This is a genomic window from Tenericutes bacterium MZ-XQ (genome assembly GCA_002838205.1).
In the GTDB taxonomy this organism is placed as follows: Bacteria; Bacillota_I; Bacilli_A; order Acholeplasmatales; family Acholeplasmataceae; genus Mariniplasma.
The window spans coordinates 1,645,386-1,667,458 of sequence record CP017950.1 but is presented as its reverse complement, the minus strand read 5'-3'; the positions used below and the strand labels follow the sequence as shown (position 1 = coordinate 1,667,458).

At 32.5% G+C, this 22,073-nt stretch carries 28 protein-coding genes and 1 other annotated feature; of the genes, 21 read left to right on the top strand and 7 right to left on the bottom strand.

Annotation, left to right across the window (positions count from 1 at the left end; all coding sequences use genetic code 11):
* The first annotated feature begins 7 nt into the window (after positions 1-7).
* From BK011_08335 to BK011_08295, 9 genes are all read left to right on the top strand, one after another.
* Positions 8-697, top strand: a complete 690-nt coding sequence (locus BK011_08335) for a hypothetical protein (protein ID AUD65691.1) — start codon at positions 8-10, stop codon at positions 695-697.
* Positions 690-1,085 carry a hypothetical protein gene (locus BK011_08330; GenBank protein AUD65690.1) on the top strand — a complete coding sequence of 132 codons (396 nt, stop codon included), beginning with the start codon at positions 690-692 and terminating at the stop codon, positions 1,083-1,085. Before BK011_08335 ends, BK011_08330 begins: the two co-directional genes overlap by 8 nt.
* Positions 1,072-1,299: a hypothetical protein gene (locus tag BK011_08325; protein ID AUD65689.1), complete on the top strand. Its 228-nt coding sequence runs from the start codon at positions 1,072-1,074 to the stop codon at positions 1,297-1,299. Before BK011_08330 ends, BK011_08325 begins: the two co-directional genes overlap by 14 nt.
* Before the next feature lie 82 nt (positions 1,300-1,381).
* Entirely contained in the window at positions 1,382-1,624 is a 243-nt protein-coding gene (locus BK011_08320; protein AUD65688.1) for a 30S ribosomal protein S16, read from the top strand.
* A gap of 18 nt (positions 1,625-1,642) precedes the next feature.
* A complete protein-coding gene (locus BK011_08315) occupies positions 1,643-1,891 on the top strand; it encodes a hypothetical protein (protein AUD65687.1) in 249 nt (82 codons plus the stop codon).
* A 12-nt stretch (positions 1,892-1,903) separates the two neighbouring features.
* On the top strand, positions 1,904-2,392 hold the full coding sequence (locus BK011_08310) for a 16S rRNA processing protein RimM (protein ID AUD65686.1): 489 nt from the start codon (positions 1,904-1,906) through the stop codon (positions 2,390-2,392).
* Positions 2,389-3,114, top strand: coding sequence for a tRNA (guanosine(37)-N1)-methyltransferase TrmD (locus BK011_08305; protein AUD65685.1), 726 nt, complete (start codon positions 2,389-2,391; stop codon positions 3,112-3,114). Before BK011_08310 ends, BK011_08305 begins: the two co-directional genes overlap by 4 nt.
* A gap of 112 nt (positions 3,115-3,226) precedes the next feature.
* Positions 3,227-3,583: a 50S ribosomal protein L19 gene (locus BK011_08300; protein AUD65684.1), complete on the top strand. Its 357-nt coding sequence runs from the start codon at positions 3,227-3,229 to the stop codon at positions 3,581-3,583.
* A gap of 129 nt (positions 3,584-3,712) precedes the next feature.
* Positions 3,713-4,714: a LacI family transcriptional regulator gene (locus tag BK011_08295; GenBank protein AUD65683.1), complete on the top strand. Its 1,002-nt coding sequence runs from the start codon at positions 3,713-3,715 to the stop codon at positions 4,712-4,714.
* A 330-nt stretch (positions 4,715-5,044) separates the two neighbouring features.
* On the opposite strand, the gene BK011_08290 is transcribed toward BK011_08295, so the two are convergent.
* On the bottom strand, positions 5,045-6,271 hold the full coding sequence (locus tag BK011_08290) for a hypothetical protein (GenBank protein ID AUD65682.1): 1,227 nt from the start codon (positions 6,269-6,271) through the stop codon (positions 5,045-5,047).
* Positions 6,272-6,591: 320 nt separating this feature from the next.
* On the opposite strand from BK011_08290, the gene BK011_08285 reads away from it, so the two are divergent.
* Positions 6,592-7,836, top strand: coding sequence for a tyrosine--tRNA ligase (locus tag BK011_08285; protein ID AUD65681.1), 1,245 nt, complete (start codon positions 6,592-6,594; stop codon positions 7,834-7,836).
* 10 nt (positions 7,837-7,846) lie between these two features.
* The gene (locus BK011_08280) at positions 7,847-8,683 is read left to right on the top strand and encodes a hypothetical protein (GenBank protein AUD65680.1); all 837 of its coding nucleotides are present in this window, start codon (positions 7,847-7,849) and stop codon (positions 8,681-8,683) included.
* 36 nt (positions 8,684-8,719) lie between these two features.
* Here the strand turns inward: BK011_08280 and BK011_08275 are convergent, their stop codons facing one another.
* Entirely contained in the window at positions 8,720-9,718 is a 999-nt protein-coding gene (locus BK011_08275; GenBank protein ID AUD65679.1) for a tryptophan--tRNA ligase, read from the bottom strand.
* A gap of 248 nt (positions 9,719-9,966) precedes the next feature.
* On the bottom strand, positions 9,967-11,730 hold the full coding sequence (locus BK011_08270; GenBank protein ID AUD65678.1) for an oligoendopeptidase F: 1,764 nt from the start codon (positions 11,728-11,730) through the stop codon (positions 9,967-9,969).
* 206 nt (positions 11,731-11,936) lie between these two features.
* On the opposite strand from BK011_08270, the gene BK011_08265 reads away from it, so the two are divergent.
* The gene (locus tag BK011_08265; GenBank protein AUD65677.1) at positions 11,937-12,398 is read left to right on the top strand and encodes a hypothetical protein; all 462 of its coding nucleotides are present in this window, start codon (positions 11,937-11,939) and stop codon (positions 12,396-12,398) included.
* Positions 12,399-12,470: 72 nt separating this feature from the next.
* Here the strand turns inward: BK011_08265 and BK011_08260 are convergent, their stop codons facing one another.
* The gene (locus BK011_08260) at positions 12,471-12,890 is read right to left on the bottom strand and encodes a hypothetical protein (protein AUD65676.1); all 420 of its coding nucleotides are present in this window, start codon (positions 12,888-12,890) and stop codon (positions 12,471-12,473) included.
* Positions 12,891-12,980: 90 nt separating this feature from the next.
* Complete coding sequence (locus BK011_08255) at positions 12,981-13,532, bottom strand: hypothetical protein (GenBank protein ID AUD65675.1); 552 nt, start codon at positions 13,530-13,532, stop codon at positions 12,981-12,983.
* A 184-nt stretch (positions 13,533-13,716) separates the two neighbouring features.
* Here BK011_08255 and BK011_08250 point away from each other — a divergent pair, with 184 nt between their 5' ends.
* The gene (locus BK011_08250; GenBank protein AUD65674.1) at positions 13,717-14,730 is read left to right on the top strand and encodes a type I glyceraldehyde-3-phosphate dehydrogenase; all 1,014 of its coding nucleotides are present in this window, start codon (positions 13,717-13,719) and stop codon (positions 14,728-14,730) included.
* 134 nt (positions 14,731-14,864) lie between these two features.
* Here BK011_08250 and BK011_08245 read toward each other — a convergent pair whose 3' ends face one another.
* Both BK011_08245 and BK011_08240 read right to left on the bottom strand, forming a co-directional pair.
* The gene (locus tag BK011_08245; GenBank protein AUD65673.1) at positions 14,865-15,197 is read right to left on the bottom strand and encodes a hypothetical protein; all 333 of its coding nucleotides are present in this window, start codon (positions 15,195-15,197) and stop codon (positions 14,865-14,867) included.
* A gap of 4 nt (positions 15,198-15,201) precedes the next feature.
* On the bottom strand, positions 15,202-16,509 hold the full coding sequence (locus BK011_08240; protein AUD65672.1) for a hypothetical protein: 1,308 nt from the start codon (positions 16,507-16,509) through the stop codon (positions 15,202-15,204).
* Positions 16,510-16,716: 207 nt separating this feature from the next.
* Positions 16,717-16,790, top strand: a binding site (cyclic di-GMP riboswitch class I).
* Between the two features lie 123 nt (positions 16,791-16,913).
* Between BK011_08240 and BK011_08235 the strand changes: the two genes are divergently transcribed.
* From BK011_08235 to BK011_08200, 8 genes are all read left to right on the top strand, one after another.
* Positions 16,914-17,183: a hypothetical protein gene (locus tag BK011_08235; GenBank protein ID AUD65671.1), complete on the top strand. Its 270-nt coding sequence runs from the start codon at positions 16,914-16,916 to the stop codon at positions 17,181-17,183.
* Between the two features lie 8 nt (positions 17,184-17,191).
* On the top strand, positions 17,192-17,488 hold the full coding sequence (locus tag BK011_08230; protein AUD65670.1) for a hypothetical protein: 297 nt from the start codon (positions 17,192-17,194) through the stop codon (positions 17,486-17,488).
* Positions 17,489-17,534: 46 nt separating this feature from the next.
* Positions 17,535-18,125 carry a hypothetical protein gene (locus BK011_08225; GenBank protein ID AUD65669.1) on the top strand — a complete coding sequence of 197 codons (591 nt, stop codon included), beginning with the start codon at positions 17,535-17,537 and terminating at the stop codon, positions 18,123-18,125.
* 76 nt (positions 18,126-18,201) lie between these two features.
* A complete protein-coding gene (locus tag BK011_08220) occupies positions 18,202-19,506 on the top strand; it encodes a hypothetical protein (protein ID AUD65668.1) in 1,305 nt (434 codons plus the stop codon).
* Between the two features lie 106 nt (positions 19,507-19,612).
* Complete coding sequence (locus BK011_08215) at positions 19,613-20,179, top strand: hypothetical protein (GenBank protein ID AUD65667.1); 567 nt, start codon at positions 19,613-19,615, stop codon at positions 20,177-20,179.
* A 20-nt stretch (positions 20,180-20,199) separates the two neighbouring features.
* Positions 20,200-20,817 carry a hypothetical protein gene (locus BK011_08210; GenBank protein AUD65666.1) on the top strand — a complete coding sequence of 206 codons (618 nt, stop codon included), beginning with the start codon at positions 20,200-20,202 and terminating at the stop codon, positions 20,815-20,817.
* The gene (locus tag BK011_08205; GenBank protein ID AUD65665.1) at positions 20,814-21,419 is read left to right on the top strand and encodes a signal peptidase I; all 606 of its coding nucleotides are present in this window, start codon (positions 20,814-20,816) and stop codon (positions 21,417-21,419) included. The genes BK011_08210 and BK011_08205 overlap by 4 nt, the downstream gene beginning before the upstream one ends.
* Positions 21,406-22,056, top strand: a complete 651-nt coding sequence (locus BK011_08200) for a uracil-DNA glycosylase (protein ID AUD65664.1) — start codon at positions 21,406-21,408, stop codon at positions 22,054-22,056. Before BK011_08205 ends, BK011_08200 begins: the two co-directional genes overlap by 14 nt.
* The last annotated feature ends 17 nt before the right edge of the window (positions 22,057-22,073 follow it).

Sequence of the window (22,073 nt, the reverse complement as noted above, 5' to 3'; positions counted from 1 at the left end):
AGGATCTATGCGCGTTGATAAGTTTTTAAGTTCCATGAAATTTTGTACACGAAAGCAAGCGAAATCATTTTTAGAAACCCATGAGTTTTTAATAGATGAAACTCGCATATTTTCACAAAGTCATAGTTTTGATCCGAACATTGAAAAGGTATATATTGATCGAAACTATGTTTATTATGAACATCCAATACATCTTATGCTAAATAAACCGAAAGGTTATATATCAGCAAATAAAGATCAAATGTTTCCTTGCGTAACGGATTTAATTAAAGAGCCTTTTCATCGATTTGACTTTTCGATTGCAGGTAGACTTGATTTAGATACTGAGGGACTATTGATCTTAACAACAGATGGACAGTTTTTACATGAGATTACACATCCAAATTATCACCTGCCTAAAGTTTATGAAGCTCACTTAGATCATCGATTTATGCATGACCAAGAGTTATTAGAAGGTGTTCAAATATTGGATGGAAAAAATAAACCATATGAAGCAAAGGCATTAGAAATCAGAAATGAAGGACAAATCGTCTTTATTACTATTGATGAAGGAAAATTCCATCAAGTCAAACGGATGTTTTCTTCTGTAGGATATAAAGTGCTATACTTAAAGAGAATAAAAATAGGAAAATTATCACTTGGAGACTTAAAACCAGGTGCATATGTAAAAATAGAAAGAAGGGATTTATTTGACTGAAATAATCATGCAGGCTTATAACGTACTTGAAGAAATACTAAAAGATCCTAAACTAAAAGAAATTAAGAAACTCAATCAAAAGTTAGACCAAGCTTATCCAAATGAGATCAAGGCTTTTGAAGAAGCTAAAATAAACTATCAAAAGGTTATGGATGAAGGTGGAAAATATCATCCAGACTATAAAGACGCAATCAAAAAGTTAAGTGAGTCTAAAAAAAATCTATATGAACAACCAGATGTAAAAAGATACCTATCATTAGAATTAGATTTTGAAACTGAACTCAACGCATTCTTAAATGAATTATCGAAAGCAGTTTCTGATCATGTGCCAGCTCCAAACAAGTTTGGAATGATTAAAAAAGGAGGTAGTTGCCATGTACACGAATAGAATTTCATATGTAGCCATCTATCATGGGAAACATGTCTTAAACAAGCTAAAAAATCTACCTGTAGATATCACATATATCTCGGAAAAGCAAAATTATGCTGTAGTTTTTTTTGATAAGAACAATGAGCAAATGATTCAAAAGCAAATGAAAAATGTGAAGGGGTTAAAACATTTTGGACCATCACAAACATATAACGAAGAACTAAATTTTTAAGTGTTAAGGAAAAATACTTGACAGATATAAAAAAATCGTTATAATAGATATGTATAATCAAAAAGAAAGAGAGTGAAAACACATGGCAGTTAGATTAAGATTACAACGTTTTGGTTCAAATAAGAAACCATTCTATAGAGTTGTAGCAAGTGAATCAAGTAAACCAAGAGACGGTAAATTCTTAGAAATTATTGGAACTTATGATCCACTGATTGGAAAAGTTTCAGTAGATCAAGATAAAGTACAAAAATGGATGAATAATGGTGCATTACCAACTGATACTGTTAGAAGTTTATTTAAAAAGTACAACGTTTTAGACAAATAAATTAGGGGGGTATGAAGTATGGCGGTAGATTTTGAAAAGCTTATCAAAAATATGATAGTGCCATTAGTCGTGTACCCTGATGATGTTTTAGTTAAAATATTATCAACCGATGATAATACCATTACCATTCAACTTTTAGTGAATGAGGCTGATTTAGGCCGTGTTATTGGTAAAGGCGGTAAAATTGCGAGTGCAATGCGCACCATCGTTTATGCTGGAGCGTCAAAAGAAAACAAACGTGTACACATCGATATTGATGCGTTTTAAGGAAGATTATCCATGTATCAAATAGGAAAAATTACAAATACACATGGCATAAAAGGCGAGGTTAAAATCTACAGTTTAAGTGATTTTGACCGCTTTTTAGTTGGTCATGAGATATATACCTTAAATAAAAATGATAAAACCGTTTTTGAAATCGAACAAGTTCGAATGCATAAAGGGATGTATATCGTTAAGTTTAAAGGGTATGATAATATCAATGATATACTTCCATATAAAGGGTTATTCGTATATTCTGATGAAGAGATAGAAGATCAACTTGAAGATGATGATTATCATTACGAAGATGTCATCGGTAAAGATGTTATATTAGAAAACAATGAAGTTATTGGTAAAGCAGTAAGTTTAATTGAGGTACCACAAGGACATTTGCTTGAAATCGAAAAGCTAGATGGAAAAAAAGTGTTAGTTCCTTTTATTAAAGAGTTCATCGGTGAAATTGATGATCAATCCATAGTGATCAAACCTATAGAGGGTTTATTATGAAAATTGATATTATCACTATTTTCCCTGAGTTTTTCCAAGCTTTTTTAGAAACTTCCATCATTAAAAGAGCAATTGATCAAGGATTAGTTGAAATCAATATGCATCAACTTAGAGATTATTCACACCAAAAGCATAATAAAATTGACGATACACCCTATGGTGGTGGTGTTGGCATGCTGATGCAGTTCCCGCCATTTTATGATGTCATCAACACATTAAAAACTGATGATAGTTATGTGATTATGCTCTCACCACAAGGAACCGTATTTAACCAAAAGAAAGCAACAAAACTATCTTCATATCAACATTTAATTTTGATTTGTGGACATTACGAAGGCATTGATGCAAGAATAGAAGCATTTATTGATGAAGAAATATCTATTGGAGATTACGTGTTAACTGGCGGAGAGATACCTGCGATGATCTTAAGTGATGCTGTCATTAGACTTGTTCCTGGTGTCATCCAAGAAGCGTCCTATCAAGAAGATAGTCTTCAAAACGGTTGGTTAAAATATCCACAATATACAAAACCTGAAACCTATAAAGGGTATAAAGTTCCAGAAATATTAAGATCTGGACATCATAAAAACATCGAAGATTGGCGTCAAAAAGAAAGTATCAAAAGAACCTATTTAAAGCGGCCAGATTTAATTAAAAAAATAAAAATGACAGATCAAGAAAAAATGATTTTAGAACAAATCAAATCTGAAAGCAAAAAATAGTGAAAAAGGTTGCAAGTTCAATTGAACTTTGATATAATAAAAAAGCCGAAAATGCACAATGGTCCGCTGTTAAGATGACAAGAACATTGGAAGGAAAGAGAGTGAGACGAACATGGCTAGATTAAAAGGGCAAGCATTAATTGCTTCAATTACAAATGCTTACATCAAAGAAGTACCTGAATTTGGTGCAGGGGATACTGTTAAAGTATTCGTTAAAATTAAAGAAGGTAACCGCGAACGTATTCAGTTATTCGAAGGACTTGTTATTAAAAGACAAGGCGGTGGAGTTTCTGAAACATTCACTGTAAGAAAAGTTTCTTACGGTATTGGTGTAGAGCGTACTTTCCCACTACATTCACCAGCGATTGACCACATCGAAGTACCACGTAGAGGTAAAGTAAGACGTGCTAGATTATTCTATATTCGCACGTTGTCAGCTAAGGCATCTAGAATTAAAGAAAAACGATAAGTTTTATAAAGAGGCGATTGCCTCTTTATTTTTTTTGTAAGCGAATGAAAATATTTTCATAAAATGCTTGAAAGCCTTTACACCGCGTGATATAATATCACTATAAAAAGATTTAAAGAGGTGATATTGATGGGTAATGCAACCATTTATGATGTTGCTGGTGCTGCAGGCGTATCTTTAGCTACAGTATCAAGAGTACTAAATAACCCTGAAAAGGTAAAAGAAGAAACGAGACAACGTGTCTTAAAAGTCATCAAAGAATTAGGGTATAGACCAAATGTGATTGCTAGAGGTCTAGCAAGTAGAAAAACAACAACGGTTGGTATCGTTATTTCAGATGTCACTAGGGCTTCAGTTGCTGAAATGTTAGGTGGTATCGGTGATATCGCTCAAAACTATAAATATTCAGTCAAGCTTTTTTCAATTCGTGAAGATATGGATGTTAATGATATTTTACAAGATATTGTTGCTGAACAACTTGATGGTGTCCTATATTTAAATGACGAGTTAAGTGAGAAGAGGATTGATGATGTTAGAAAAGTATTTGTTGAGAACCAAATTCCATTTGTTTTAGCAAATGTGGTTACTGATGACCCAACAGTACCTATGGTATCAATCGATTATGAAAAAGCTGGCTATGAAATCACTAAGATGATGATTGATGATCACCGTAAAGATATTTATTTATTAAGTACTGCTCGTCGTTATTCAGTGAATGATAAAAAAGAAGCAGGTTATGCTAAAGCGATGACTGAAGCAGGACTTGAACCAAAAATCTTTAGAACAAGTGGCGATACACATATTAATCGTCAACATTTTACAACGTTTTTTAGCGATAAGAAAATTGATGCTGCTATAGGTGTTAGAGATTCAATTGCGGTAAGCTTTATGAATATCGCAAGAGATCATGGAAAAGAAGTTCCAGAAGATTTAGCAGTTGCTGGATTCCAAAATACAAAATATGCACTTTTATCTAGACCTAACTTGACTTCTATTGATGTTCCAGTGTATGATATAGGTGCTGTCTCAATGAGACTACTTACGAAGCTCATGAACTCAAAAGATGTAGATAATATTAGAATTATATTACCACATTATATTGTTACTCGTGAGTCTACAAGAAAAAACTAAATCGATCGATGAAATAAATTAAAGTAGAGTTTTAAAAACCTAAAGTAGAGACTTCATGAATGGTGGAACATGAGGAGAAAATAAAACTTGAATTACACTTATGGAGATCAACCTAAAAATGAGTGCTAGGGCAACCTAGAACTAAGGTGGTACCGCGAAATGATTCGTCCTTAGAGTGTTCTAAGGGCGATTTTTATTTTTTATAATACAAGCAACCGGTAAAGATGTCAAGCACTAAAAATATAAAAAACGAGTATAAAGTTAATAAAAAGCATCATTTAAAGACATGCTTAAAAAAGTAAAAGTTATAAGAATTAATCTAATTAAGTTTTACTTATAAAGTCTATTGGTACTCAACAAACCATAGATAAGACGAATAACTCTTCTAGCAGTTAAGGCGAGTGCACGTTTGTGTTGATGAGTCGTGACTTCATCATATTTCTTATGATAAAAATCACGATACTCAGGTATATGAATTCTAGCCATGTTGGCTGCTTGGATTAAAAAGTAGCGCAAATATTTATTTCCAGTTTTAGTCATGTAAGTCTCATCAGCGGTGAATTTCCCGGATTGATTTTTACGCCAGGTAATACCTGCATATTTAGCAAGTGCATCATTGGATTCAAACTGACTAATATCAACAATCTCAGCTAAGATACCGGCTGCATAAACTTTACCAATACCAGGTATAGACGTTAAGATTTGATAGTGATCATGATTAAACCCAGCGACTTGTCGCAAAATGGCTTTATCAATATCTTTCATTTCATGTTCATAACATTTAATGACATTTATGGATGAGGCGAGAGCTGTATTAATAGGATCATAAGAAACTTTATCAAGACGATAAGAATCTCTAGCAGCTTTTTGGATCTTAGCAGCGATATCAAGTGAATTATCAAAGCGATTTTTACTTGATTTAGCAACAAAGTCAGATAAATCTTCTAAAGATGAATCGATAATATCATCAATGGTTTTATAATCTAATAAGAGATCAACAGCAGTTGATCCAAAGTTATTAGAAAATATAGTTTCAAAGTTAGAAAACTTTATAAACACGTTATTAAGGGCATAAACCTTCTCATTGGATAGTTTTTCAGCAATATGAAGTCTATGCCTTGTGAGTCTTTCTAAAGCAAGTCTTTGACCACCTTTAAAGGGAGTTAACTCATCGGTTCTTCCAACTCTAGCAATATCAGCTAAGATGTAAGCATCTTTAGGATCAGTTTTATCCATATCAGCAAAACTTTTTCTATAATTTTTAGAAATTTTAGGATTGATGAGATAAACTTTGATATCGAAAACACTCAAAAACTTAGAAGCTGATAAGTAGGTCGCAAGATGACCGGAGTAAACACCAGTTGACTCTAAGATGACAATGACTTTAGAGAGATGATGTTTATCAAGAAGTTTTAAAATATGCGTTTCAATTAAGTTCGCACCATCTTGGGTATTAGGAATATTGACAGATAAAAGTTTATCACGATTAAAGTTAAGTGCATAAACGTGATTGGACAGTTTAGCAACGTCAATACCAACACATAAAGTATGATTCAAAAGAACACCTTCTTTCAAGGGAAAATAGATATAAGAGAAGTCCTAGCCTTGAAAGACAACTGCAGCCTCGCCAATAAGAAACCACCGTTAGACATAGAAGTTGAGTGAAATCTAACGGGTAACAACAACCGGTTAGCAGATAAGCCAATCAAGCAGGTTTGCACGCTTAAATAGCACCATGATGTGCAAGGAGTGGAAGCAGATTCTTCTGGTTACATCTTGATTTAATTATAACACTAGGACTTCAAACTTATAAATAATGATATGTAGTAAGGTATCAACCTAAATCTACACTACATATTATACGAGGAGTGAGAAACATGAATTTATATGATGATTTAAAATGGCGTGGACTGATCAAAGATGTCAGTAATGAAGAAGAAGCTAGACGCTTATTAAATGAAGAGAGCGTTAAATTTTATTGTGGATTTGACCCAACAGGAGAATCTCTTACCGTTGGACACATGGTCCAAATCGTTAGAATGTTATTACTAGAAAAATATGGACATACACCAATCGTATTGATTGGTGGAGCTACAGGTTTAATTGGTGATCCTAGACAAACAAGTGAAAGAAAGTTATTAACACTTGAGGAATCGCTAAAGAATGCAGATAAAATCAAGAACCAATTGAGTCTGTTTTTAAATCCTGAGAAAGCTATATTTGTTAATAATTATGATTGGATTAAAAATATTGATATGATCTCTTTTTTAAGAGATTATGGTAAACATTTTTCAATCAATTATATGCTTGCTAAAGATACTGTACAAAAAAGATTAGATGTAGGTATTTCATACACTGAGTTTTCTTATATGCTGATTCAAGCGATTGACTTTCTTCATTTATATAGAACACATGATTGTAAGATTCAATTTGGTGGTTCAGATCAATGGGGAAATATTACAACAGGTTTAGAACTTATTAGAAAACTTGAAGGTGATGAGTCAAAAGCTGTAGGTCTTAGTTCACCGTTGTTACTCAAAGCTGATGGATCCAAATTCGGTAAGAGTGAATCTGGTGCATTATGGCTAGATAAAGAATTAACAAGTCCATATGAGATTTATCAATACTTTGTTAATGCTTCTGATCAAGATGTTATTAATTATCTCAAAACTTTAACATTATTATCAAAAGAAGTTATTGAGGATCTAGAAGAAAAACTGCAAAAACAGCCAGAGCTTAGAGAAGCACAAAAGAAACTTGCTGAAGAAGTTACAGAGCTTATGCATGGGAAGCAAGCTTTAAGTGAAGCTTTAAGAGTAACAAATGCTTTATTTAGTGGAGATTTCAATGATTTAAATGAAAATGAGTTTAAAATGATTGAAAAAACACTTGATGTAGCGCATTTGTCAAGTGGGACAGAACTTGTTGATGCACTTGTTGAAACGAAACTAGCATCATCAAAAAGGGAAGCTAGACAGTTTATTACAAGTAACGCAGTGAGCATTAATGGTGAAAAAATAGATGATTTAGCATATACTTTAAGTCAAGAACAAACGTATCACAACCGTTATGTCATGATGAGACGAGGAAAGAAAAAATACGCACTTGTGATCCTAAACTAGGAGTCAAAAAATGGATATCATATTATTTAATCCTTTATCAAGAAATGGAAAAAAAGAAAAATTCATACAAGGGATTGTTGATCATTTAGAGCATAAAGGTAATGAAGTTAAAACACAAAACTTACTTGATATCACAGATGTCAAAGGTTTTTTAGAGACGCTTGATCCTCACGATCGTTTGATTTTAGTTGGTGGAGATGGTACATTAAATAGACTGGCTAATAAGATATATGAACTTGATTATCCAAATCCTTTATACATGTATCAAGCAGGAACTGGCAATGACTTTGTTAGAAGTCTAAAAACAAAAGAAAAGATCGTTTTGATTAAACCTTATTTAAAAGATTTACCTACTGTAACCTACGAGCGTCGGGATCAATATTTTTTAAATGGAGCTGGAGCTGGTCTTGATGGATTTATTGGTCATTTAGTTAATCATTCGAAATATAAGAAGAATAAACTCAATTATTTTAGACATGCATTTGAAGGTTTTATTAAATTTAAGCCAATTAAAGCGACCATTCATTATGAAAATGAAACTGTTCAAGAAAACAAAGTTTGGTTTGTGAGTGTCATGCATGCGCCATATTTTGGTGGAGGTATGAAGATTGCACCTAAAGCAAGTAGAAACGAAAGAAGTTTATATGTAGTTATGGTCAAAAAGATTCCTAAATGGCTACTTATATTTATATTTCCTACAATCTATTTAGGATGGCATGTTATCTTTAGAAGATATGTATCAATCAAACGAGTAGATCACGTAAAAATAACATTTGAAAAAGGAACGTACATGCAAATTGATGGAGATGTTATGTATCCAATTGATTCATTTGAAGCAAAAATATAAAGAAAGAGCGATGCTTGCCAGCATCGCTCATTTATTTTATTTGACGCGTCCTAAACCTATGCGTTTATAGACTTTAAACATTTTCTTTCTAGCAATTTCTGAAGCTCTTTGTCTACCTTGATCTAAAACTTCATCCAGGTAAGGACTATTGATAATTTCATGATATCTTTCCTGAATTGGTTTTAAAGTATCTGCGACTATGTCAGCTAGATTTTCTTTAAACTCTTTATAACTCGAGTCTTTATATTTGAGTTCAATGTCTTTAATTGATAAATCCGTTAAGGATGCATAGATTTGAAGTAAATTGGATATACCAGCTTTATTTTTCAAATCATATTTGATAGTTGTATCACTATCTGTAACTGCTGATCTAATTTTGTTTTTCACTTGATTTAAATCATCTAACAATAAAATATAGGCTTTCTGATTTTCAGCAGACTTATCCATTTTTTTATCTGGCTCAGTTAAAGATTTGATACGAGCTCCAGTTTTTGGGAAAAATCCTTCAGGAACAACAAATGTATCTCCATATAAGTGATTAAATCTTTGTGCAAGATTTCTTGTAAGCTCTAGATGTTGTTTTTGATCATCACCAATTGGAACAATATCGGCATCATAAAGTAATATATCTGCAGCCATGAGTGCTGGATATGTTAAAAGTGAGGTTCTTATCCCTTCAGTTTGTTTTTGCTTTTTGTCTTTATATTGTGTCATACGTTCCATTTCACCAACATATGCAGTTGATTCCATGATATAACCTAGCACAGCATGTTCAACGACTTCAGACTGCACAAATAAGTTAACTTTATTTGGATCAAGTCCACAAGCAATATATAGAGCTGCAATACTTTTGATACTCTTCTTTAGCGCTTGTTTTTCTTGTGGTGTCGTGATAGCATGTAGGTCAGCGATAAAAATGAAGAACTCTGTATCTTCTAATTCATCTTGTAGTTTTACAAATTGTCTAAGTGCTCCAATATAGTTCCCTAAAGTAAGAGAACCAGTAGGTTTAATACCTGATACTAATCTTTTCATATAAAATACCTCCAAAAATAAAAATAGACGTCCTTATCATCTAAGGACGTCTTTAAACGCGGTGCCACCTTAGTTCTAGATTAAAATCTAGCCCTCAAACATCGTTAAAGCCGATGATACTTTATGCTCCAAGGCCCCATTCATTTAAATCAGTGTTATTGGTTTCCATCAGCCCAACTTTCTATAAACACACATATTTAAATTACTTTTTCCTTTTCATTGCATATTCATTATATCACTTTTTTGATTTATGCTTCAAGTGTTTTTTCAAGTTCTGTAACAAGTTCATTAAAACGTTTGATGACAGCCATGAAAGTTTCTTTATTGGTTAAGTCAGCTCCAGCTTTTTTCGCTTGGTTTACTGGATAGTCACTACCACCTGATTTAAGTAGTCCTAGATATTTTTCCATTGCTTCAGGTTTTTGCGCCTTCACATCTGCATAGATTTTAAGTGATGCACTAAAACTTGTCGCATATTGATATACATAAAATGGTGTATGGAATAGATGAGGGATATATGCCCAAACATATTCTTTACCATTTTCTTCCGTAATATCAATATCATAGAAGTGTTTGTATAAGTCAATCATAATCTTGGACAATGATTGTTCTGTAACAGGCATGCCTTTTTCAACTAATTCATTTGCTTTATATTCATAAGTTGCAAATAGTGTTTGTCTAAAGAATGTTCCCATAATCCCGTCAATAGCTTTTTGCAATAAAGCAATTTTTTGTTCCTTTGTCGTTGCTTTACTCACCAAATAATCTAATAAGTTGTGTTCATTAAATGTTGATGCGATTTCTGCAACAAAAATCGTATAATCAGCAGTTGCCATTGGTTGATGTTCATTTGAAAATAATGTATGTGCTGAATGTCCTGCTTCATGTGCTAAAGTAAATAATGCATCAAGTGTATCATCGTGGTTTAGTAAAATATATGGATGGAATCCATAAAAACCAGAAGAGTAAGCGCCTGTACGTTTACCATCTCCAGGGAAAGCATCCACAAATCCATCTTTAACAGCTTCTTTTTGTCTTTCAACAAAAACAGGATCTAAATGACTGATAGATTCGAAGAAAATGTTTCTTGAATCTTCAAACGTATATTTAGTATCGTCTGTTACTAAGTCTAAGAAACGATCATAGGTACGATGTTTTTCTAAGTTTAAGTATTTCTTTCTTATATTGAGATAACGTTTAATACCTTCTGTATTTTCATAGGCAGCATCCATTAAGTTCTTATAAACTTCAACTGGAATGTTGTTTCTAAATAATGCAGCTTCTAATGCAGAGTTATATCCTCTTGACTTATAATTTGCTGCTAATTGTTGTAATACTAAATTGTAAGTTGCAGCAAATGTTGTTTTATTATCTTTATAACGCTTAAATGCGGCTTCAAAGACTTTTTGACGATCCTCAGCATCTTTTGTTTGACTAATAATAGAGCGATAATTTGAAGAAGTAATCTTTTTCTTTGAACCATCTTTGAACTCAACTTCTTGATCAACAGCATCAACAATCGCTAATCCTTGATATAAAGATGACGGTATAGATCTGATTGGACCAAAGTTTGCCATGATTGATTCTTGATCATCTGATAATACATGTTTTTGTTGGAAGAATAATTTTTGCATAGGAAACTTATAAGTTTTTAAGAAATCATCTTTTTCAATAAAACTCATCACTTTTTCTTCACCAATTGCGATTAACTCAGGTGATACATATGATGTTTTTTGTCCTAAGTCTGATAACATTAACATAAGTTGTTGGTTTTTTGAAGATTTTACATTGTCTTTTAAGTTCAAATCACTATTTAAGTGAATAAAACCATATAAGCGATATAATAGATGCGTTGCTTCCTCTTCTATTTTGTAAAATGATAAGAAATCATCAAAATTACCTAGTTTTCCTTTAAATCCAGCTAATTTGTTGATATATTCAGGCATTTCTTTTAAGCCCTCATCCCAAGCTTCAATGCTTGGATAAAATAACGATAAATCCCATTTTGACATAATAAGACCTCTTTCTTGATAGTATTTCCTTTAATTATAACGTATAAACCATAAAAAACCAACCTTAATAGTCTATGGGAAAAGATGTAAAACACCAGAAAAAACGTTTTCACAAGTTGAAAATAATTCTAAATAAGTATATAATTAAATAGCAAGACTACAAAAGTGCTATAGGATAATACCTATGCTCCAAAAGGAGGAAGACAGTGATTACAATATATACAACCCCAAGTTGTTCGTCATGTCGGAAAGCGAAGAAGTGGCTTGATGATCATAAGGTACCTTATGAGGAGAAAAATTTGTTTAACCAACGCATTACTGAAGAAGACATTGATATGATGTTAGCAAATGCTGAAAATGGATTTGATGATATTATCTCAACTAGATCAAAAGTCTTTAAAGAACAAGATTTAGACATTGAAGACATGAGAATTAGCGAATTAAAAGAATTTATTCTCGATAATCCAAGTGTTTTAAAGCGACCAATCATTATTGATGGGGATAAACTTCAAGTTGGTTATAATGATGAGGAAATACGCGTATTTATTCCTAAGAGACTTAGAGAACTAATTATGTGTACGAACTGTCCACAAGGTGAACACTGTGACTATCAAAGTGCGCTTAGACGTTATTTTGATGAAATCAAACAAGAACATACGAATCGTTAGATTATCAATAAAACAAGTCGCTGTATGCGACTTTTTTATTTCATGAATCTAAATAAGTATAAAAAAAATCCCTTATTGGGATTCTTTTGATTTTTTAAGAAGTTTCTTAAAATTGTTTTGTAAGTGTGTAAAGAAAGCTAAAACGACGGATGCTAAAGTTAGCATTAAGCTTAAAACATAAGCTGTTTTAACCGCTGGTGCATATCTTGAAATGACATAAGGATCATTATTTAATATACCAGAATGATCAAGATGTAATGCGAAAACAATTGCTAGAATAACAGCGCCTGATAATAAAGTGCCCTTATCTTCAAAATACCAAGCCAGCCAAAACAAAATCACTGGAATCACTAGATAATGTATAGTAGGTACAGCAAGTTCTCCATAATTATTTAGATTATACCAACTTTGAGTTCTTGCGAGTATAGAAACAAGTAATAAAATACTTGCGACAAGTGCAGTAATGAAAAACAATAAATTTCTTTCCTTCATTTAGATCCTCCATCGATTGTAACTTTATCTTTTATTATAGTTTTATTAGGCCGTTTTGTCAATATTTCATAAAAAAAGATAGCATTTTAGCTATCTTTTACATGTAAATGCTCTTTCACTCTTGCGTTTTGTTGGTTTTATCTCTATATTGTGCGATTTTAGGAAATTTTCAAAAATCTTTTTTCCTTCATCGTAATGTGAAGCTTCATATTCAATTTCATAATCAGTCACATTGCAATAATCGCAACGATCTAAGAATAATGTCCCACCTTCATAAGGTGTTGATACTCTGTGATTTTCTAGATTAACTTTGTATGTAACAAAATCATCCATGTTTTCAAAAAAGTCTCCGGTATTAAATCCGTTTTCAATCATATCTAATGCTTGATCTTTCTGCAAGAATACATGATTTTCAAATGCACCATCATCGCTTTGACATTTCATTGTGACTTTAAATCTGGAATCACCTTTTTGTCTGATACGTAAAACGGTTTGTTTTTGATTAAACTTGTAATCATCAGTATCAAAATAGTAATTAACCTGCTTAAAGATATTATTTTCCAAATCGAATTGCTTTAATAATTCCAAGTATTTCTCCTTGGTTATTGCTGACTTAAACTCAATTTCAATATTTTTTATCATGACAATCTCCTTCATAAAGAACTCACATCATTGATATGCATTTACATTATACCAAATCACCCATTTTTTTTAAAGCAAAAACGTTTACATTTCACAAGATATATCCAATATATTTGATATTATCAATTAATTTGGTAAAATAAAAACGTAGAATAAAACTATTCAATAGGAGGAATATTAAATTATGGCTATTAAAGTAGCAATTAACGGTTTTGGCCGTATTGGTCGTCTTGCGTATAGACTCATGGCAGATGATCCAAAGTTTGATGTTGTAGCAATCAATGACTTAACAGATGCAGAAACATTAGCTTACTTATTAAAGTATGATACAGCACAAAGAAACTTCAAGGTGGATTCAATTTCAACTGAAGGTGACAAATTAGTTGTAGACGGTAAAAAGATTACAATTCATGCAATTAAAGACCCTAAAGAGTTACCATGGAAAGAGTATGGTGTAGATGTAGTATTAGAATGTACTGGTTTCTTCGCTAGTAAAGAAAAAGCTTCATGGCATTTAGAAGCAGGTGCTAAAAAAGTTGTGATTTCAGCTCCAGCTGGTAGCGATGTTAAAACAATCGTTTATAATGTAAATGATGATGTTCTTGATGGATCTGAAGATGTAATTAGTGGTGCTTCATGTACAACTAACTGTTTAGCTCCAGTTGCAAAAGTGTTAGATGATAACTTTGGTGTTGTTGGTGGATTCATGACAACTGTTCATGCTTACACAGCTGACCAATCTTTACAAGATCAACCACACAAAAAAGGTTTCATGTCAAGACGTGGACGTGCAGCTGCTGAAAGTATCGTTCCATCATCAACAGGTGCTGCAAAAGCAATCGGTTTAGTATTACCACAATTAAAAGGTAAGTTAGATGGTACAGCATTACGTGTTCCAACTGTTACAGGTTCAATTGTTGACTTAACAGTAGAAGTTAAGAAACATACCACTTTAGAAGAAATCGATGCTGCATTTAAAGCTGCTGCAAACGAAACTTTAGCATATGTATCAGATCCAATTGTATCAAGTGATGTTATTGGTACAAGATATGGTTCATTATATGATGCAAACACAACTCAAATTGTAAACTATGATGACAGACAATTAGTTAAAGTTATGGCATGGTATGACAATGAAATGAGTTATACTGCTCAATTAGTAAGAACAGTTTCTAAATTAGCAAGTTTAATTAAGTAATAAAAAAAATTCGAGAAGCGGCTCAAATGAGTCGCTTTTTTTGACTTAATAGGAAATTCTATTTTCAAATCTAAAAATCAAAATAGACAAAAACCCCACAGTTATGTGGGTGAGTAAGATATAAGTCAAAACAATTATCTAAAAACCTTTAAGGTTTGTTTATGATAAACATCAAGTGGTACAGAAGATTCTTTCCCACAGTTTTCACAGTATATTTTAGGATAATCAGAAATAGATTCATCCCAAATTTCTAGTAAGATATCATATTCCTCAACATGTTCAGTGCCACAAACAAGACATTTAAAACGAACGAATTCATCAAAGATATCTTTATTCATAAAATCGTGGATATCAACAGGTGGTCCAAAGTAAAAGCCGTTTTGAAGGGCATAGCGATAGTCTTCTAAGCGAAGTTTTTTCTCTTCATCAGAAATTTTCAATTTGATGGTATTAAAATATTTTGGCATAGGTTTAACCTCCGGGGTCTCTTAGTAAAGAATAATCTAGATTAAGTTTCATGATGTGGCCACATGAACATAAGATGGGATGATACTTATAAATTGATTTTAGCATATGTATCCAATTTGAGCGAGAACGTTTGAGTTTAATAGAAGCATTTGAAAGTAGTTTTTTGAAAGTAGCGACCGATTTCTTTGATTTATTTGCATAGAAACCAAAATAGCGAATGGTGTGAAAGTGCTCATCTGGAATGTGAACGATGAGTTTGGCAATAAACCTAAAGACATGTTCAGTGATGGTTTGTCTACCAAGAAATGAAGGATCATCTTCTGATTTATCATCATCTTCATGAGGATCATAGGTCCAAGTGATCATATGGGTAGAAGTATCGAGATTCAAAATACGTTCTTCAGAAATTGCAGGACGTGAAGCATAACGTGTGATATAATCAGAAACTTTTTTCGCAGCATTCAGAAAACCATAATCTTTAAGTTTTGGACCATGTGCATAAAAGCCTTTCTTATATTTTGAGATGAGAGAAGATCTCAAACGATTGAAGCGGTTATAGATGTCCTTACTCGCGTGGACCTTTAAGTAATTTGAGATATTTCTAAGTAAAGCAAGTTGGAAGTAAAGTCTAAGTTTTTCAAAATGAAAGTAAGAAAACTTTCGCAAGTTTTGATTGAGATCGAGCGTTCTTTCAGCAACCAAAACGTGAATATGAGGATTAAACTTAAGATCACGCCCAAAGGTATGAAGAAAAGCAATGAGACCAAGTCTACGATCTTCTTTAACTGCAATCTTTGATGAAAAGACAAGTGCTTGAAGCGCTTCATTAACAGATGAGAAAAAGACATCAAAAAGCCCCCGATAAATTCTAAAGTAATCTCTAAGTTCTCTAGCGATAGAAAAGACGAAGTGACGGTGAGGGACATCTAAAAGTTTTGATTGAACAGCAATCGTTCTTTTCTCACGATAGTTCTGGTTACAAGAAACACAAAATCTAGAATGACAAGATAAACCTTGGAGATGAAAGTTATCACAAGAAGGACACTCGAAAAAAAGATGTCCTTTAGATAAATTTTTACAGTCAATCATTTTTTCAACATTAGAAATGATGGCAGGTCTTAGTCTATCGATAAACAAAGGTTTAAATATGGGCCAGTATGTTTGAAAGATGGATTGAATGGTTAGTTTTGGCTTTCGATAGGCTTTCAAATTTGAAAGTTTATTCAGTTCATTTTCATAGACATCCTTACCCTGCATCGCAGCGAAGGCTAAGAGATCTCTAAACTTATATTTGAGTAAGATAGGGTCCATGATTCTATTATAAAAAGAAAGATAAAAAAAGAAAAGGCGATTTTATCGCCCTGAGTGAATTTATTCACTTTTGTTCTTTCACGTAAAAAAAGTGTAAAAAATAATGAAAATCAAAGTTTTTTGTACTGATAAGTGTTTTTTTGTTGACATTTTATGAGAATAAGATATAATTATAATGAATTATGATACGGTCATAGTTCAAAAACATAATGTTAAAGGCAAACTTAAGGAAACTTAAGGACGCAAAACTATAGGGCCTGCAATGGTAGCCAGTTGTCATTAATACTTTAAAAAGTTATGACATGCTGATTATCTAGGGCCTTTTATATTTAACAACTAGAAAAAGATAGTCAACGGCATAATCGTTGGCTTTTTTCATAGCCTGTAATTAGGAGGTAGTTTATGTGCTAAGAGGAAAACATGTTCAAATTTTGATCATTATATTATTAGTTATCGCTTTAGCATTTACATCGACTGCCGCGGTTGCTTATTGGAATGATGTCAATACAAACTCTAATGTAATCATTGAGTTTGGAGGCGAACAAGCAAACCTTCAAATTGTTGAAGTCGGAGATGAGTTCACTGGACGGTTAGTACTAAAGGCAAAGCGTTCTTCGTTGGACAATATGAAGAAGCAAGTTTTACTTACTCAGTATCAGTTGATAAGGAGTTAGTAAAAAGTGTGAATTTGATTGTAGAAGCTTCAAGTATATTGATTGGTGGTTCTGATGAGTATGCTCATTTAGTTGAAATTACGATTAATGGCACTAAAGACTTGCATGTGAATGAATTATTCAATTCCGCAGTTGAAGTCGTTGTTGTAGTTAGACTGATTGAACCTCTTGATGAAAGCGAAGTAGATGATCCTTTAGATGCAAATGTGGAAGATTCGGTTGCTGCATTTGAAGCTATTAAGGGTCAGGATTTAAGTTTCACGTTAAGTTTTAGTGTAGAACCGAAAGAAGAAGTTGTTGAATAAAAAATAAAAATAAAAAAAAGGTTAAAAACAAAGGAGAGATTTATTTATGAAACAAAGAAAATTAGTTATTGGTTTATTAGTTATGTTAGCGGTAGCAGTTAGTGGATTTACATTTGCGTTTTGGGCAGGAGCAGTATCAGATGCAACTGCATCAGCAGACGAAACTATTACTATTGGTTCTGGTCAAGATGTTACAACAACTGTTACTTTAGGTGAAGGTGCAGGAAATGCAAATAATATTAATAATATTTTAGTACCTGCTGGCAGAATATCAGATAGCACACCAGCTGGTCAAGGAGAAACACTTGTTACACAAGTAGTTTACACTTACAATGTTGATTGGGATGAAGCAGGTACTGCTGCAGATGGATTTGAAGGAACATTATCAGTGGTTGAATCTAATGTGTTTATTGATGGAGCAGTTGTTAGCTGGGATGATAATGGTACACCAAATAATTATGTGAATGTTGCTATTTCACTAGCAAGTACATCTATTTCAGTAAATGGTGGTTCTGTAGAAGTAACTGTTACAGTAACTATTGATGAACCAGTAGATGCAAATGACTATGATTTGGTAGCAAATGGTGTGATTACATTTAATTTGACATTCTCTGTTGATTCTTCTTTATCAGCATAATTCTTATTATACAAGTCATATATCAAATGCGACTCTATTGAGTCGCTTTTAAACCTAAACCTTAGGAGGTGATTTCATGAAAAAATGTCATAAATGTATTTTATCAACATTACTAATTGTAATGCTTTTCATGTTATCACTAACTACAAATGATACATTTGCTTTTTGGGCAAGTTCGATATCAAATGCTCAAGATCAAGCAAATGGTCAAGTGACAGTAGGTACTTGGACATTCGGTCCTAATTCTCCAAATGGCATCTCATATTATGATGCACAAACACCATATACAACTGGAAACCTCGTTTGGTTTAATGGTCAAATGTGGGAATACAAAGGTTCATATACTCTAAATAATGAACCATCCATTCAAAATAATTGGACTGTATATAACGATCTAAACTGGTATGCAGAAATCACTTATTATCCAGGAGATATCGTCTTATTTAATGAAAACATTTATGTTGCTCAATGGCAACATACAAATGCAAATCCAGAGACATCAGGTATAAATGGCCCTTGGGCACCTGAAGTTACTGATACGTTAAGTTGGACAACAGGACAAGCATCTGAACTTAATAGCATTGTATATCATAATGGTTCAATTTGGATTTATAAAGGTTACTATACAACATCAGAACCAGGCACCCAAAATGACTGGGCATTATATGGTGATTTAACATTCTCATTAAACTATGTGTATGCTAATGGTGATATTGTCGAGTACAATGGCAATTATTACATTACAACCAATGGTGGATGGGCTACAGGATCTGTTCCAGGAACAAATGGAGCATGGACAGTATTGAATGTTCCTACATTTAATGGTTCAGTACCTAACAATACAGAATACACATTATATAATGGTTTATTCTATGTGGCTCTTCAAGGCAAAGTTACTGGTAAAGACAGAACAGTTGTTCCAGGTTCTTTAGAATCAAAAGGTATATGGCAAGCGATAAACACTCAAGAGTGGCAACAATATAACACATATAATAATGGTGATTTAGTTATGTATCAAGGTGATGTTTATGAACTAGCTAATAGTCTTAACTCATCTGATATACCAGGTACAACTCAAAACAGTTGGAATGGTATGGCAACCATATACTACAATTCACTGAACACCTATACTCTTGGTGAATATGTTGTCTATAATGGTGAAGTATATGTTGTTGTTAATGCAACTAACGCAAACCAAGGTGCACCAGGCACTATTCAAAATGCTTGGAATAGACTCACAGGTTATGACTGGTATTCATATCATGTATATCAATCAGGAGATGTTGTATTCTATAATGATGCTGTATATCAAGCATTACAACAAACCGTAAACGAAATACCAGATATAACACCAGCTTCATGGGGTTTGTACGAAAATTAATAAAAAAGCCAGCATGAACATAAAAAATGCTGGCTTTGTCATAAAAAGTTTAAAAATATGATATAATGACATCAATAATTACTATAAATATAGGGATGGGTCATATATGAATCATAAAACAAAATCTGTTATAAAAGATGTAGCTTTCTGGTCAATGTTTGTCTTACTTGGACTCTTAGTCTTATTCATTCTTATGGAAGCTTTTATACCTAAACAAACCATTAATATTTTTCAAGTAAGAACTTATATAGCGAAATATGACACAATGGAACCTTCAATTAAACCTAATGATCTTGTGTTTATCAATAAAGTAAATGCTAGTCAATTAGAAGAAGGGGATTTAATCACCTTTGAAGCAGATATTAACTATGATGGTGATACAGAAATGGTCACATATTATGTTGATAGTATCACTGAAGTTGATACTGATACATATCGTATATCTGTGATTGCTGAAGGAGCAACCGTTCCTTTTGGAGTGATTTTATCGGATCGAATTGTTGGAGGCTATGCTTTTAGAATTCCTGTTTTAGGAAGCATTATTGAGTTTATCAAAAGTCCATTTGGTATTGGTGTTATTGTCATCAACGGATTAATTATAACAGGCATTGTCATCATTGTTAAACATGGGCAAAAGGTTGAAGACAAAAAAGAGGTAAGCGATGAAGATTAGTGCATTTAGGATGTGGAATCTTGAATGAATTATTATCAACTGAAGATTTATTACTATATTTAAATCATAAATCAGAACAGGTAGTTACTAAAAAAAGTAAAAAACCTAAGCATAAAAAGAAAACTAAACAAATCATATTTGGAAGCATTGTTATCCTAGCAGTGCTTCATTTAGTGTTTATGGCTTTACCGCTGATATCCAAAGATTTATCTAAAGAAATTTTTAACTATCGATATGTGATCGCGATTAGTAAAGATCAAGAAATCGACGAAGATTTGACAGGTGAAGTCGTAAGACTTAAGACCATAGATAAAACTACTTTAAACTCTGGAGATCGAGTATTGGTTTTTGGGCTTTATGGCAACAACTATTATTGGGAAGTCGAAATCTTAGATAATGATATAATCAGTCAAGAAGTCGAAGCTACTTTTGATGATGTCATTAGAAATAGGTATAGTTATGATGAAATCGAAGGTATATATACTGATGAAGCTAACATCATTGGCATATTCTATTACACAGCATCGACACCTAGAGGATTCATAACGATGATTATATTACATGCATTAATTGTATATATTGTTCATTATGTGATGTTTAAAGATAAAGATAAAATACTAAAGGATCAAAAAAGATGAAAAAACAGAACAAATCTCAAACAATTAAAACAGTTTTATTTTACTTGGTTACACTCATTTTACTTGTCTATGTTTCTTTAAGTTTGTTTTTACCTGAGAAAGTGATTGATGTTTTTAGATTTCAATTAACAACGATTTCCACATTAACAGAATCCATGAAGCCTACCATTGAGCCTGGTGATGTCATCATGCTTAAAAAAGTTGATGAAGAAGATATCGAAGTAGATGATGTCATCTCATTTTATAATTACGCAAGAGGACAAAATTCACAAGGTGAAACAGTTTGGGTGAAAATTAGAATTGTCCATAGACTCATTGATATTGATGATCAGACAGGTGCGTATATCACTCAAGGTGACAACAACTCCAGTGTTGATACAATATATGATGAAAACGGTAATATTACTGATTTAACATATGATCAAGTGATTGGTGCCTATGTGTTTAGATTGCCATTCTTAGGAACGATAGTTTCAGGACTAAGAAATCCTGTATTAGTTGGTTTATTGATTGTTAACATCACTATTGTTGTTGTGATTGTTAAGTTAATTAAGAAAAAGGATGAACCAAAAACTGAAGGTGAAGATCATGACTTGGGATGATTTAATCAAAAAAGAATTAGAAAATCCATATTTCAAAGCATTAATCGCTTTTTTAAAAGATGAAGATGCACATCATGTTGTATTACCACCAAAAGAAAAGAGGTTATCCTGTTTTAAACTAACTCCGTATGAAGATGTTAAGGTAGTCATCATTGGACAAGATCCATATCATAATCTTAATCAAGCGCATGGGCTAGCATTTAGTGTGGAAAATGAAGATTATCCACCGAGTTTAAAAAATATCTATAAGGAGTTAGTATCAGATTTAAATATCCCATATCCAAAAACAGGAAATCTTACGCATTGGGCAAAACAAGGCGTTTTATTGTTAAACACAGTATTAACAGTTAGACTGCATGAACCACTATCTCATCAAAAAAAAGGGTGGGAAACTTTCACTTTAGAAGCAGTTAAAAAAGTAAATGATAAAGAAAAACCAGTGGTATTTATTTTATGGGGGAATCATGCGAAAAGTTTTATGAAATACATTGATCTAAATAAGCATCATGTTATTTCATCTGCACATCCATCTCCATTATCAGCATCAAGAGGTTTTTTTGGATCAAAACCGTTCTCTAAAACAAATTATTTTTTAGAAAAAGAAGGTCTAAAACCTATAGATTGGATTTTAAAATAAATTGATATACAAAAAAA

Coding starts and splice junctions, on each gene's coding strand:
- BK011_08320 (AUD65688.1), top strand. CDS start 1,382: ATGGCAGTTAGATTAAGATTACAACGTTTTGGTTCAAATAAGAAACCA.
- BK011_08285 (AUD65681.1), top strand. CDS start 6,592: ATGAATTTATATGATGATTTAAAATGGCGTGGACTGATCAAAGATGTC.
- BK011_08260 (AUD65676.1), bottom strand. CDS start 12,890: ATGAAGGAAAGAAATTTATTGTTTTTCATTACTGCACTTGTCGCAAGT.
- BK011_08280 (AUD65680.1), top strand. CDS start 7,847: ATGGATATCATATTATTTAATCCTTTATCAAGAAATGGAAAAAAAGAA.
- BK011_08225 (AUD65669.1), top strand. CDS start 17,535: ATGAAACAAAGAAAATTAGTTATTGGTTTATTAGTTATGTTAGCGGTA.
- BK011_08245 (AUD65673.1), bottom strand. CDS start 15,197: ATGCCAAAATATTTTAATACCATCAAATTGAAAATTTCTGATGAAGAG.
- BK011_08205 (AUD65665.1), top strand. CDS start 20,814: ATGAAAAAACAGAACAAATCTCAAACAATTAAAACAGTTTTATTTTAC.
- BK011_08315 (AUD65687.1), top strand. CDS start 1,643: ATGGCGGTAGATTTTGAAAAGCTTATCAAAAATATGATAGTGCCATTA.
- BK011_08300 (AUD65684.1), top strand. CDS start 3,227: ATGGCTAGATTAAAAGGGCAAGCATTAATTGCTTCAATTACAAATGCT.
- BK011_08240 (AUD65672.1), bottom strand. CDS start 16,509: ATGGACCCTATCTTACTCAAATATAAGTTTAGAGATCTCTTAGCCTTC.
- BK011_08335 (AUD65691.1), top strand. CDS start 8: ATGCGCGTTGATAAGTTTTTAAGTTCCATGAAATTTTGTACACGAAAG.
- BK011_08295 (AUD65683.1), top strand. CDS start 3,713: ATGGGTAATGCAACCATTTATGATGTTGCTGGTGCTGCAGGCGTATCT.
- BK011_08250 (AUD65674.1), top strand. CDS start 13,717: ATGGCTATTAAAGTAGCAATTAACGGTTTTGGCCGTATTGGTCGTCTT.
- BK011_08305 (AUD65685.1), top strand. CDS start 2,389: ATGAAAATTGATATTATCACTATTTTCCCTGAGTTTTTCCAAGCTTTT.
- BK011_08275 (AUD65679.1), bottom strand. CDS start 9,718: ATGAAAAGATTAGTATCAGGTATTAAACCTACTGGTTCTCTTACTTTA.
- BK011_08255 (AUD65675.1), bottom strand. CDS start 13,532: ATGATAAAAAATATTGAAATTGAGTTTAAGTCAGCAATAACCAAGGAG.
- BK011_08270 (AUD65678.1), bottom strand. CDS start 11,730: ATGTCAAAATGGGATTTATCGTTATTTTATCCAAGCATTGAAGCTTGG.
- BK011_08215 (AUD65667.1), top strand. CDS start 19,613: ATGAATCATAAAACAAAATCTGTTATAAAAGATGTAGCTTTCTGGTCA.
- BK011_08220 (AUD65668.1), top strand. CDS start 18,202: ATGAAAAAATGTCATAAATGTATTTTATCAACATTACTAATTGTAATG.
- BK011_08325 (AUD65689.1), top strand. CDS start 1,072: ATGTACACGAATAGAATTTCATATGTAGCCATCTATCATGGGAAACAT.
- BK011_08200 (AUD65664.1), top strand. CDS start 21,406: ATGACTTGGGATGATTTAATCAAAAAAGAATTAGAAAATCCATATTTC.
- BK011_08310 (AUD65686.1), top strand. CDS start 1,904: ATGTATCAAATAGGAAAAATTACAAATACACATGGCATAAAAGGCGAG.